The organism is Fulvivirga sp. (assembly GCF_040220315.1).
GTDB lineage: Bacteria > Bacteroidota > Bacteroidia > Cytophagales > Cyclobacteriaceae > Fulvivirga.
Genome location: NZ_JAVJUY010000353.1, coordinates 1 through 12,809 on the forward strand (window position 1 = coordinate 1; position 12,809 = coordinate 12,809).

Annotated in this window: 13 protein-coding genes and 1 pseudogene; 6 read left to right on the plus strand and 8 right to left on the minus strand. The window is 37.5% G+C overall.

All coding sequences use genetic code 11. The annotated features are described in order from the left end of the window. Window positions 1–375 (plus strand): annotated as a pseudogene (locus RLO81_RS17895) (chondroitin polymerase); the annotation flags it as partial. Here the strand turns inward: RLO81_RS17895 and rsgA are convergent. The 3 genes from rsgA to RLO81_RS17910 form a co-directional block, all read right to left on the minus strand. Next, window positions 372–1,292, minus strand: a complete 921-nt coding sequence (rsgA, locus tag RLO81_RS17900) for a ribosome small subunit-dependent GTPase A (RefSeq protein ID WP_350114928.1) — start codon at window positions 1,290–1,292, stop codon at window positions 372–374. The pseudogene RLO81_RS17895 and the gene rsgA sit on opposite strands and share 4 nt — an antisense overlap. Then, window positions 1,289–2,527 carry a 3-deoxy-D-manno-octulosonic acid transferase gene (locus RLO81_RS17905; RefSeq protein WP_350114931.1) on the minus strand — a complete coding sequence of 413 codons (1,239 nt, stop codon included), beginning with the start codon at window positions 2,525–2,527 and terminating at the stop codon, window positions 1,289–1,291. The genes rsgA and RLO81_RS17905 overlap by 4 nt, the downstream gene beginning before the upstream one ends. A gap of 62 nt (window positions 2,528–2,589) precedes the next feature. After that, a complete protein-coding gene (locus RLO81_RS17910) occupies window positions 2,590–3,219 on the minus strand; it encodes a peroxiredoxin (RefSeq protein WP_350114934.1) in 630 nt (209 codons plus the stop codon). Window positions 3,220–3,414: 195 nt separating this feature from the next. On the opposite strand from RLO81_RS17910, the gene RLO81_RS17915 reads away from it, so the two are divergent. Continuing rightward, window positions 3,415–4,527: a DUF6588 family protein gene (locus tag RLO81_RS17915; protein WP_350114937.1), complete on the plus strand. Its 1,113-nt coding sequence runs from the start codon at window positions 3,415–3,417 to the stop codon at window positions 4,525–4,527. 71 nt (window positions 4,528–4,598) lie between these two features. Here RLO81_RS17915 and RLO81_RS17920 read toward each other — a convergent pair whose 3' ends face one another. After that, window positions 4,599–5,372: an enoyl-CoA hydratase-related protein gene (locus tag RLO81_RS17920; protein ID WP_350114939.1), complete on the minus strand. Its 774-nt coding sequence runs from the start codon at window positions 5,370–5,372 to the stop codon at window positions 4,599–4,601. A gap of 152 nt (window positions 5,373–5,524) precedes the next feature. On the opposite strand from RLO81_RS17920, the gene RLO81_RS17925 reads away from it, so the two are divergent. Beyond that, on the plus strand, window positions 5,525–5,989 hold the full coding sequence (locus tag RLO81_RS17925) for a low molecular weight protein-tyrosine-phosphatase (protein WP_350114942.1): 465 nt from the start codon (window positions 5,525–5,527) through the stop codon (window positions 5,987–5,989). Here the strand turns inward: RLO81_RS17925 and RLO81_RS17930 are convergent. Further along, entirely contained in the window at window positions 5,986–7,227 is a 1,242-nt protein-coding gene (locus tag RLO81_RS17930) for an aspartate kinase (protein ID WP_350114945.1), read from the minus strand. The two genes, RLO81_RS17925 and RLO81_RS17930, sit on opposite strands and share 4 nt — an antisense overlap. Before the next feature lie 92 nt (window positions 7,228–7,319). Between RLO81_RS17930 and fbp the strand changes: the two genes are divergently transcribed. Beyond that, entirely contained in the window at window positions 7,320–8,309 is a 990-nt protein-coding gene (fbp, locus tag RLO81_RS17935) for a class 1 fructose-bisphosphatase (RefSeq protein ID WP_350114948.1), read from the plus strand. On the opposite strand, the gene RLO81_RS17940 is transcribed toward fbp, so the two are convergent. The 3 genes from RLO81_RS17940 to yihA are packed head-to-tail and all read right to left on the minus strand — an operon-like array spanning window position 8,302 to window position 9,710. Next, a complete protein-coding gene (locus tag RLO81_RS17940; protein WP_350114951.1) occupies window positions 8,302–8,610 on the minus strand; it encodes a hypothetical protein in 309 nt (102 codons plus the stop codon). The genes fbp and RLO81_RS17940 overlap by 8 nt on opposite strands. Continuing rightward, window positions 8,607–9,071 (minus strand): DUF5606 family protein, encoded by a 465-nt coding sequence (locus tag RLO81_RS17945; RefSeq protein WP_350114953.1) that lies wholly within the window; start codon window positions 9,069–9,071, stop codon window positions 8,607–8,609. The genes RLO81_RS17940 and RLO81_RS17945 overlap by 4 nt, the downstream gene beginning before the upstream one ends. A gap of 48 nt (window positions 9,072–9,119) precedes the next feature. Further along, window positions 9,120–9,710, minus strand: coding sequence for a ribosome biogenesis GTP-binding protein YihA/YsxC (gene yihA, locus RLO81_RS17950; RefSeq protein WP_350114956.1), 591 nt, complete (start codon window positions 9,708–9,710; stop codon window positions 9,120–9,122). Between the two features lie 196 nt (window positions 9,711–9,906). Between yihA and RLO81_RS17955 the strand changes: the two genes are divergently transcribed. Beyond that, entirely contained in the window at window positions 9,907–11,970 is a 2,064-nt protein-coding gene (locus RLO81_RS17955) for an OmpA family protein (protein WP_350114959.1), read from the plus strand. Window positions 11,971–12,054: 84 nt separating this feature from the next. After that, window positions 12,055–12,777 (plus strand): bifunctional demethylmenaquinone methyltransferase/2-methoxy-6-polyprenyl-1,4-benzoquinol methylase UbiE, encoded by a 723-nt coding sequence (gene ubiE / locus RLO81_RS17960; RefSeq protein ID WP_350114962.1) that lies wholly within the window; start codon window positions 12,055–12,057, stop codon window positions 12,775–12,777. The last annotated feature ends 32 nt before the right edge of the window (window positions 12,778–12,809 follow it).

A 12,809-nucleotide genomic window follows, 5' to 3' on the forward strand; every position in this document is an offset into this window, starting at 1 on the left:
TATTTCATTTGTGCACCCACAATGATGACCAAAAAAATCGTTTTTGATTACCTCGAAGGGTATGACGAAAATTTAATGTATGAAGATTTTGACTTCTGGGTTCGATCAGCTCGTAAATTCAAATATTGTTACACAGATGAAGTGTTAGTAAGCAGAAGAAAGTTAAAGGGCTCAATGTCAGATCAGCAGTACAGAAGAAAAAGCCTTCAAATGGAATCAACTTTTGCAGTTTGTCAAAAAATTAAAGGACTCAACAAGAATAAAAAGGAGAATAATGCACTAAAGAGGCGGATCTATCTGGAAATGAGACAATGCATTAAGTACTTAAATTGGAAGTTGCTTTTTAAATACTTGAAGCTTCAATGGTCAATCTAGCGTCTATTGTCGCTGTCCTCAATCATACTTAAATAGCTTTTATATCTACTCTCAGCGATTTCGCCATTATCAACTGCTTCCTGAATGGCGCAGCCGGGTTCATGTATATGCTTGCAATTATGAAACTTGCATTCGCCTATCAGGTCCCGCATTTCAGGAAAGTAATCTGATATTTCCTCTTCTTCAATATCAATCAACCCCAACTCTTTAATGCCGGGCGTATCAATTATAAACGTATCGTTATCTAAGGGAAACATTTCAGCAAAAGTGGTGGTGTGCACACCCTTTTCGGCAAAATCAGAAACTTCAGATGTTTTTAATTTTAGTGCGGGGTCAATTCTGTTAATAAGCGTGGATTTACCTACGCCTGAATGGCCAGATATTAGTGTTTTATTTCCTTTTAGAATCTTCTTAATGGGTTCAATTCCTTCATTTTTTTCTGCTGAACACACCAGGCAAGTCACGCTAATATTTTTATAGATCGCGATGTACTTTTCTAATTTCTTTTGCTCTTCATCGTTTAACAAATCAGATTTGTTAAAAACAATAATTTGAGGGATCCGGAAAGCTTCAGCTGATACCAAAAACCGGTCGATAAATCCCAATGAAGTTCTTGGATAAGAAATTGTGGCCACCAGCATCACCTGATCTAGGTTAGATGCAATAATATGTCCGTGATTCTTATTCTTAATAGACTTCCGGATGATGTAATTCTCCCTGGGCTGTATCTGATGAATTACGCCCGTGTTGGTATCACCTTCTCTGTCAAATTCTACGATATCACCAACAGCAATAGGGTTAGTCGTTTTTACTCCTGCTAGCCTTAATTTACCTCTCGTTCTGCATTGAAAAATGTTGCCATCATCAGTTTGCACCTCATACCACGAACCCGTAGAACGAAGAACAACACCGGTCATGATTTTAAAATTGTTTTGCAGTAATCAATTATTTTATCAGTGGCTCCGGTATTATCTTTTACGTAATCCCTGTTTACTTGTCCTGCTATCTGAAGTGACTTTTCATTTTCAAATTCCCTGAACTGATGTCGCATTTCAGTTTCATCTTTAATGGCAACAGCACCTCCAAGATTTATCAGGTCGATAGCCTCATTGAATTTTTGATAGTTTTTATTGCCAAAAAATATTGGAATGCCATAAGTAGCCGCCTCTAAAATATTATGTAATCCAGCCCCAAATGCACCTCCAACATAGGCGTAGTCACCATAGCCATATAAACTTGATAAGAGACCGATATTGTCAACCAATAACACTTCTTCATCACCGGTTAATTGCTCGAGGTTTGAGTACAAGATGGTTTTTCTCATCCCCTCATTGAGTACCATTTTTTGACATTCTCCTTCTATTTCATGTGGAGCAATAATAAACTTCATGTCGCTTTCATTCATAAACGACATCAGCACATCGAGGTCTTCTGGCCAGCAGCTGCCAATAACCATGACCCTGGAATGCCCCTTGAATTTTTCTACTAATGGTAATGATTTTTTATTGTTCACAATTTGTGCCACCCTGTCAAATCGCGTGTCGCCAGCTACTTTAACATTTGCGATGCCGTATTTTTCTAATAAGATTTTAGAGGCCCTATTCTGAACAAAGAAGTAGTTTATTTTCTTCAGAATATTTAGATAAAACTTGCCGTATGTCCTAAAATAAATCTGATCTGGCCTAAAAATAGAAGATACAGATAAAACCGGAATTGAATTGGCATTGAGCTCTTTAATAAAGAAATGCCAAAACTCATACTTAACAAATACGGCCAGGGATGGATTGATGAGCTTAACAAATTTTTTGGCGTTTGACTTAGAATCCCATGGCAGGTAAAAAACGTAGTTGGCCTTATCGTAATTCTTTCTCACTTCGTAGCCTGAAGGAGAAAAGAAGGTAAGCAATATTTTATATTCAGGAAACTCGGATTTAAACTTTTCGATAATTGGCCTGCCCTGCTCAAATTCACCAAGCGAAGCACAATGAAACCAGGCAATTTTTGCAGTATTGTTTTGTAACGATACAGCTATCTGCCTAAATATACCTTTGCGACCTTTTAACGCCTTTTTAGCCTTTTTATTAAATGGTGAGGCAAGCCTTGCAGCCAGCCGATAGAATATGGTAAATACACGATAAAAGAATAAGGCCATTCGCAAAAATAAAAACCCTGACGGTTCTGTCAGGGTTTTGGTTGAATTAATTCGGGATCTTCTTAATGTGAAGATAGGTAGCTAGCTACACCATCTCTGGTTGCCTGCATTGCATCTTTACCTTCTTCCCAGTTTGCAGGGCAAACTTCACCATGTTCTTGTACGTGGTGCCATGCGTCAACAATTCTGATCATTTCATCAATGTTTCTTCCTAAAGGCAGATCGTTGATAGTTGCATGTCTTACCACACCTTCTTTATCAATGAAGAAAGTACCTCTGAAAGCAACTGGTGCTCCTTCAAATGTCAATTCACCTTCTTCATTGTAATTCCAGTCACCTGCTAACACTCCATAGTTAGAAGCAATGGTTTTAGAAGAATCTGCTACTAGAGGATATTTTACACCTTCAATTCCACCATTATCTTTAGAAGTCATTAACCATGCTAGGTGGGTTTCTTCAGTATCGCATGAAACACCTACTACAGCTACTCCTCTTTTTTCGAACTCACCAAGTTTTTCCTGGAAAGCAAGAATTTCAGTTGGGCAAACAAAGGTAAAGTCTTTTGGGTAAAAGAAGAACATTACTTCTTTCTTACCTATGTATTGCTCTAATGAAAATGACTCTTCAATTTCCTCACCGTTTAGTACTGCTGGTGCATTAAATACCGGAGCTTTTTTTCCTACTAATGACATAATTTGTTATTTATTTTTTGTTAAAATTCGTGTTCATCTATGGGTGTTTCCCATATTCAGATGCAAAGGTAAATAAGCAATTACCCATAAGCCAGCCCAGGTTACCTTTAACGAATAATAATTATCTATGTACTAATAATTTTTAATTATATAGTTAGCTTTATCCCTTTGTTAACTATTGAAAATCAGATTAATATGAAGTTAAGCGTTGGTTTAAAAAGTTTGTTTTTTGTTGTTCTATTTATTGGATTCACTTTTACAGCGAAATCACAAGACGACCTTGAAGGGTTGCTTCTTACTGGTGTTGAAGATGCCAATAAAATTGCTGAAGGTTACGTTGCGCCATTTATGAATTCATTTGCAACAGGTTTAACTGGCGGCTGGTATAGCAGTGGTAAAACTCATAAAACATTAGGCATGGAATTATTAATCACAGCTAATGCTGTTTTTATACCTGACGAGGATTTTTTCTATACTCCCAACTTTGCCAACTTTGAGAATATTGAAGGTTACGCTAACCCTTCGATTACGCGATCTCCAACAATATTTGGACCGGAAGAAGTTGAAACGGGAGCGGACTATACTTATCGCGTGAATATCGACAATGAAGATTACACCGGCTCCGTAGATGTTCCACCCGGTATTGGGTTGAAAGAAAATCTCCCTTTGCGTGCGGTACCTGTTCCGATGGCGCAACTTGGAATTGGTATTTATAAGAATACTGATTTAAAGATCAGATGGACACCAACAATTGATGTTGGAGATGATGGTGAGTTTAAACTACTTGGTTTCGGGATTATGCACGATGTGAAACAGCATATCCCTGGTTTAAAAAATCTTCCCTTTGATTTATCCGCTTTAGTAGGCTTTACTGATATGTCTCTAGAGTATAATTTGCAGGATGCAATTGACGAATTACAGCCCAATGGCGATGGCTCGTTAACAGCTACAAATGCCAAATCAACGTATGATGTAAATGCCTGGACAATTCAGGGCATTATTTCTAAGAAGTTTTCTGTATTGTCTTTGTATGGTGGGGTAGGGTATAATATTGTTAAGTCCAGTTTGAAATTAACTGGAGAGTATAATGTAGAATATGACAATGGATTTGCACAAGCCACAGAAACATTTGTCGATCCTATCAACTTAGAATTCTCTCAAAGTGGCCCGAGATTAACAGCAGGCTTTAGATTGAAGCTTGCGATTTTAACAATCAATACAGATTATACATTACAAAAAAACAGCACCCTTACAGTTGGGTTAGGGTTTAGCTTTAGAGAGGCATCCTCAACAAGTTTTGGAAAGTAGTTTAATCAGTATCATTAATCCTTACTAAGCTTTTTAAGCTTAGTAAGGATTCTGGTAATTTCTACTACTGGTTATTTTCCTTTATACTCAGGCTTTCTCTTCTCAACAAAAGCAGCCATACCTTCTTTCTGATCCTCTGTAGCAAAAGCGAGATAAAAATTCTTTCTCTCAAAGGTTAAGCCTTCATCCAGATGTGTTTCAAATGACCTGTTTACAGCTTCTTTGGCCAACTGCGCTGCGATAGGCGACATTAGTGCAATTTCCTTCGCCAAGGAGAGCGCTTCGAATAGATACATTTCTACAGGCACAACTTTGTTTACTAAACCGTAACCCATGGCCTCTTCTCCCGAAATAAAACGCCCAGTTAATACCAACTCCATGGCTTTTGCTTTGCCAATGGCTTTTGTGAGTCGTTGCGTACCACCTGCACCAGGCATTACACCAATTTTAATTTCAGGCTGACCAAACTTTGCCGTTTCACTGGCAATAATCATGTCACAGGTCATGGCCAATTCACACCCACCGCCCAATGCAAAACCACTCACTGCAGCAATTAAGGGCTTTTTTGTTTTTCGAATCTGATCCCAGGTGCTAAACTGATCAATCTTTAACATGTCAATAGCACTTTTATCAGCCATTTGTTTGATATCAGCTCCTGCAGCAAATGCTTTTTCATTACCCGTAATAATGATAGAGCGAACATTATCATCATCATCAAGTTTTTTTAAAGCATCGCGCAACTCACCCATTAACTGAAGGTTTAGGGCATTAAGCTCTTTAGGTCTATTGAGCTCAATCAGGGCTACATATTTATCATATTGTTTATTAACTTTTATAAATTCCATGGCATAGTTGTTTATCAAGGTGGGGCAATTATAAGAAAAGCCGCCTCTTTCACAAAAGGCGGCTCACAACATAATAAACAGTTGATTAAAAAAGTGCTATGTAAGTCTAAATACCCGTAATTAGTAGATTGTAACCATAAAAAATAGTTGTTATGGAAAAAGTCTTATTTGTGTGTTTAGGTAATATTTGTCGCTCACCATTAGCAGAGGGGTTAGCCAATAAGTTATCAAAAGAGTTGGGTGTAAGTGAAAAAGTTAAGTTTGATTCGTGTGGTACTAGCAATTATCATATCGGTGAGCAACCCGATAAAAGAGCGATTCAAAATGCCCAGGAAAATGGACTAAAACTTAATCACAAAGCCAGGCAGTTTGATAAGGCAGATTTTAGGGAATTTGATTATATCATTGCCATGGATAGTGCCAACCTTACCAATATAAATAAGCTTGATCAGGAAGGCCAATTCGAAGAAAAACTATACCTCATGCGGCAGTTCGATGATGAAGATAAAGGAGCTGATGTGCCCGACCCATATTTTGGCGGGCCAGAGGGCTTTCAGCAAGTTTATGATATTCTTGAAAGGTCAGTAAAAAAATTCCTGGTGGAAAAGTATACTTAAACTACATACAACGCCCTGTAGTTGTTTCGGGAGGTTTGCTCTAATAAAATATTTTTACCACTTCGATACTGAACGATTGTATCAGGCCTGTAATTTTTGATGGTTATCAATTCCAGGCCAGTATTATATTTAATATCAAAATGTTCCTTCAGCACATTTATCATTTCTTCCAACTTGTCCTCTCGATAGTCAACCACAACGGAAAAGGAAATCGCTGAATTTTGCATGATATTGATTTTAATATCTAGCACGGCAAGCTCCTTGAATATCAGGCTCAGGTTTTCTTCATTTATAAACGTGTAATCCAGCACGTTAAACGAAACCAGGCATTGGTTTTCCTTAATTATAATTGAAGGCGTAGGTAGGGTAACTTCACAATCGTGAATAATTGTGCCGGCCCTTTCGGGGTGGTCAAAACTTCTTACAAAAAGAGGAATATTTTTATTGGCAAGTGGTTTAATCGTTTTAGGGTGAATCACTGATGCCCCGTAATAAGTCATTTCTGAAGCCTCTTTATAGGCAATTTCATGAAATAGTTCGGCTTCTTTTATTCGTTTTGGGTCTGCATTCAGAATGCCAGGAACATCTTTCCAAACAGTCATGGATTCAGCATCAAGGCAAAAACTATAAATGGCCGCAGTATAATCCGATCCTTCTCTTCCAAGTGTTGTAGTGTGGCCATCCTTGGTGCCTCCAATAAAACCTTGGGTAAGAACTATTCCTTCAGTCAAATCCAACCTTAAATGTGTGATTCTTTTTTTTGTTTCATCCCAATCTACATACCCATTTCTATAATTGTCATCGGTAATCACAAATTTCCTGCTGTCAACAAGGGAAATATTCAGACCAGCCTCTATTAAATAGTCAGATACTATTTGCGAAGAAAGCAACTCACCATAGCAAATCACCTGATCGTAATGTTGGTCGTAAGCTAGTCCTGTTTGAGATAGATTAGTTAGCAAATCACTAAATAGTCCTTCAAGTTTAATTGTTATTAAATTTTTATCTTGAAATAGAGAGTCACAAATATCTAAATGATATTTTTTTAATAGGTCTAAGGAGGAGGATTCTCCTTTTCTATATTTACTCAAAAGCTCTTCTAATGAATTAGTGGTTTTTCCCATGGCAGACACCACTACTACTAATTCTGCCTGTGCATTGTGGCGCACAATAGTAGCCATATTTTTAATGGCATCAGCACTTTTTAAGGACGCCCCACCAAACTTGAAAACCTTCATATTCCGCAAACGATTGAATGATTGATTTAATCTTCTAAATTTGCACCAAAATAGCAGTTTATATTCCTTATTTTAAAGCCTCTCTATATTTTATGGAAGATTCGCGCATAGCCTTACCTATTGGAACAACCCTGGACAGATACATCAAGAAAAAACAAGATGAATTTCAGTTTGCTACAGGGGAATTATCCCAACTCTTGAGGGACATAGCCCTGGCAGGAAAAGTGGTAAACCGTGAAATTAACAAGGCGGGCCTTATCAATATTGTAGGAGCCATTGGCACGCAAAATGTTCAGGGAGAAGACCAGCAGAAATTAGACGTATTGGCAAACATTCGATTTACCAGAGCACTATCCAAAGGCGGTGAGGCTTGTGCAGTTATTTCTGAAGAAGATGATGAAATTGTTGATTTAAATAACGATGGACGCTATGTAATTGCCATCGATCCTTTAGACGGCTCGTCAAACATAGATGTTAATGTGTCCATAGGTACCATTTTCTCTATTTTCAGAAGAGTGACGCCTGTGGGATCACCTATTCAGGAGATTGATGTTTTACAAAAAGGTTCTGAGCAAGTAGCTGCAGGGTATCTGCTATATGGCTCATCTACTATGTTGGTATATACTACAGGCCATGGTGTAAATGGCTTTACCTATGAGCCTTCACTTGGTGAGTATTTTTTATCTCATCCCAATATGTCTATACCAGAACAAGGCAAAATATACTCTATAAATGAAGGTTCGTACAATAGTTTTCCTGAACCAGTAAAGCAATATGTTGAACATTGCAAAGAATCAGGTCACTCAGCCCGGTACATTGGCTCTTTGGTGGCTGATTTTCATAGAAATCTTTTAAAAGGAGGAATTTATATTTACCCGCAAACCGCAAAAGATGTGAATGGTAAATTAAGGCTAATGTACGAGTGCAATGCCCTTGCTTTTATTATTGAGCAGGCTGGTGGACTAGCTTCAACAGGAACTAAGCGCGTATTAGATATCAAACCGGATGAACTTCATCAGCGAGTACCATTCTTTGTTGGTTCGAAAGAGATGGTAGAAAAAGCGGAGTCGTTCTTTAATTAGAGCTATACTTCTTTCTTGTCTCAACTTTCTGCAACTCTCGCTGAATAATTAAATCCGTTAATTCGGACGCAATATTTTCTGGCGCTGCAGTAGCTAACACAGTTTTAACCTTGGTCTCACTGATGTCAATGCGGTACATGGCTAGAATAAATCGCTCAAAATCATTATTAAGTAAGTAGTTCACTATTTGTAATAGTGCTGCTCTTAGATCTTCCATTTTTTTAACAGATGGAAGATCACTATCATCGAGATTAAAGTCCTTAATTATCAGTTGAGATGTGGTGAGAAGATCCTCACTCATTCACTTTTCTTTTTAGTGGCTGTTTTCTTTGATTTAACTTCCTTGGCTTTCTCCTCCTTCTTTTTTTCTTTTAAAAGTTCAGGAGCATGTTGCAACAAGCTGCCATACCAATTCACTAACTTTTTAATATCAGATACATAAACACGTGCCTCATCATAATCCGGAATCACATGCTTGATAAATGCCTTTAGCTCATCAGGAGCAGAGGTTTGCGTAACACCCAAGTCGTCTTTAAACTCAGTATAAATCTTTTTATAAACCTCTTCTAGAGGTATTGACCCTTCCTGAGTAGTAGTGTAAATAGAAATATCGCTTAAAACTGATATTCGCTGTGTGGCACTAGCCACTATTTTTTGTTTTTTCTCATCAAGGGACTCCAATATAACGCCTGTTCTTGTCGGTTTTACTACTTTAAAAAGTCCGCCTTTGCCCGATACTGAAGCTATTTCGCTGTATTCCATAGTGTTTAAAAATTGAGGCTCAAAGCTAAAAGATTTTAGTGAATAACGTTAAGGAATGTAGTTTTCTATAAACTTTAGTACATCCTCTTTTCCCTCAAAACTGGCAGATGAGGTGAGTAACATGGGAGGGAGTTCTTCCCAGGTGGATTTCAATACCTTTTTATACTTAGCTATAGCAGACTGGTTTTTGTTTTTGGACTGTTTATCACTTTTTGTAAAAATAATTGCCAGCGGTATGCCATTTTCACCAAGCCAATTAATAAACTCCACATCTATAGGTTGAGGAGTGAGCCTGGAATCCACCAAAACAAATACATTCTGTAGGCTTTCTCTTCCTACAATGTAATCATGAATCATTTCACCCCATTTTGCTTTATCCGTTTTAGATGCTCTTGCCCAACCATAACCGGGTAAATCAACCAAAAACCAATTATTATTAATTAAAAAGTGATTAATAAGCTGTGTTTTGCCGGGCTTGCCCGATACTTTGGCCAACTTTTTATTGTTAGCCAGCATATTCACTAAAGATGATTTACCAACATTGGATCGACCTATAAATGCAAATTCAGGGTACTTTGCTTCCGGGCACTCTTCAATTTTACTGCTACTTTTTACAAACTCTGATTGGAGTATCTCCATAAAGGGGCAAATTGTTAAAATTAAAACAATTAACTATATTTATTTGCTTAATTGCAAGGATGTAAATTTTTGGACTTAAAGTAATACTTGAAATAAAAATTAATTTTATTATTGCTTAAATATTAGCATATTGAACGTTCGTCTCAATAGAACGTAATTTTTTTAACTAAGTCAACGACTTGAAATAACATTGAAAATGTATCATAAATTAAGGCTCTTATTTTTTCTAACTCTATTACTGGGGTTTAGCCTTAGCTCTATTGCACAAGAAGAAAATGCGAAAGAAACAGCCCAAACCTACATTGAGCTTGCTGAAACGATGATGGATGCTGCACAACCATTAGTGGATGTAAGGGATATTTATGTGCAAGCTGCGGAGGCAGACCCATCAAACATTATTGCAAATTGGAGAGCAGGTGATTTTTACTTAAAAACGGTAGGTAAAAAGAATGCGGTTAAATACTTTTTAAGAGTATTAGAATTGGATACAGAATATCGATTTGACATTGAATATTGGATAGGCCAGAGTTACCACTATGGCATGGAATTCGACAAAGCACTCGCATATTATAACAGATATAGACAAAAACTTATCGATAGAGATGGTTATCGAGGTAGGGATAGAATTGAATTGTCAGTGGTAGATCGCAAAATTTATGAGTGCAAGAATGCGATTGAATTTATAGCCAATCCTGCACATTACTCAATTGTTAATGTAGGTAGTGCCATCAATTCAGAGTATGAAGAGTATGGCCCTGTGTTAAACGAAGATGAAACGATTTTAATTTTTACTTCAAGAAGAAGGGAAGGAAACTTAAACGAAAATGTATTTTCTGACAATAAGCCTTATGAAGATATATTTATAAGTACAAAGAAAAATGGGGAGTGGAGTAAAGCAGAAAACATTGGTAATGTTGTAAATACACCTTTCCATGATTCTAATCTCGCTCTTTCTGCAGACGGTACACAATTATTTCTTTACAAGGATGAGAATAACGGGGATATCTATGAGTCAGATCGAAAAGAAGATGGAACATGGACATTTCCACAACCGCTCAGCGAAAGCGTAAACTCAGAGGGTTTTAAAGAAGCCTCTATTTCTATTTCACCCGATGGTCAGATTTTATTTTTTGCAAGTGATCGACCTGGAGGACAAGGAGGTATAGATATATATTATAGTATTAAAGATCGTAATGGCGAGTGGGCACGCTCTAAAAACCTTGGTGCTAAAATCAATACCGAATATGACGATGATGCGCCATTTATAGATTATGATGGTAAAACGCTCTATTTCAGCTCTTTAGGAAGAAAAGGTATGGGCGGTTATGATATATTCAAATCAACTTACGACAGTGCGGCAGGCGAGTGGGGTGAGCCCGAGAATCTGGGTTTTCCAATCAACACACCGGATGACGACATCTTTTTTGTGAGTACAAAAGATGGTAAACGAGGCTACTATGCTTCTGTGCGGGAAGATGGAATGGGCTTCACTGATATTTACATGGTGACCATACTGCAAGAGGATGAAGTAGGTGAAACGTTAGCTTCAAAAGATGCGGAAAGTGTTGAAACAGAGGCCAAAGAAGAAGAAACCAAAGAATTAACTGCCGTTAAGCCTAAAACAGAAGAATTACAGCCAGTTATGTTAACAGTAAAGGTAGTAGATGAATCTAAAAGTCCACTGGAAGCTAAAGTGAGCTTAACTAGTTCTGATAATCTGGTTGCGGGTAAAACCAATAAGGGGCCAGGTGTTTTTGAATTTAGAGTAAGCTCAAAAGAGAGTAAGACCTATAGTTTATCAGTTGAAAATAGTGGCTATGTATTTCAGAATTTAGATGTTACCCTACCAGCCGCTACTGCCGAACTTCAAAAGGTGGATAGAATGGTAACCATGAGAAAGTTGAGGGTTGGAACACGCTCAGTGCTTAGAAATATTTATTTTAACTTTAATAAGGCTACATTTAGAGACGAATCATATCCTGAGCTGAACAAACTTGAATCTATGATGGCTGAAAATTCAGGTCTTCAGATTGAAATTTCAGGCCATACCGACAATGTAGGTCCCAAAGATTACAATAAATCCCTTTCTCAACGCAGAGCGAATGCTGTTAAGGACTATCTAGTTAAAAAAGGAATAGATGCCAGAAGAATTACTGCTGTAGGCTATGGTGAAGAACGGCCATTAGCAAGTAATGACGATGAAAAAGAAGGTCGTGAGCTTAACAGAAGAGTAGAATTCAAAGTTCTGGGCGGCAAATAACTAATCTCCATCATACTTGTTTTGATTAGGAATATCATTCTGTCTGAATGATATTTGCATCGTTAATTTAACCAATCTTAAGGGATGTCAGTAGTTCCGTACAAGGAGAAAAAAACAGGTAAAAAGCAGCAGGTAGCCGAGATGTTTAACAACATCAGCAAAAAGTATGATTTCTTAAATCACTTTCTAAGCTTGGGGATTGATATTTTATGGAGAAAAAAAGCAATCAAGTACCTTAAAAAAGATCAACCCAAATATATTCTAGATATTGCTACAGGCACCGGTGACTTTGCGATTGAAGCTTTGGCCTTAAAGCCGGATAAGGTTGTAGGCGTAGATATATCGGAGGGAATGTTGGCTGTGGGCAAAGAAAAGATGAAAAAGAAGGGTTTGGATAAAATTATAGATCTTCAGCTGGGTGATTCAGAGAAACTCTTATTTGATGACAATACTTTTGACGCAATAATCGTTTCTTTTGGAGTAAGAAACTTCGAGGACTTAGAAAAAGGGCTGAAGGATATGAATAGAGTTCTTAAAAATGGTGGGAAAGTGGTGATATTGGAGTTTTCTAAACCTACCAAATTCCCATTTAAGCAGCTCTACAACTTTTACTTTAAGGCAATTTTACCTAAAATTGGAAGACTGATATCCAAAGACTCATCGGCTTATACGTATTTGCCAGAGTCTGTAGATGCATTCCCGGACGGAGACAAATTCTTAACGGTATTACAAAACGCAGGATTTAAAGATAATAAATGCAAGCCACTTACATTTGGGATAAGCTCAATTTACATAGGGCAAAAGTAATCTTGGTTCTGGTGATACTGGCTTCAACCAAG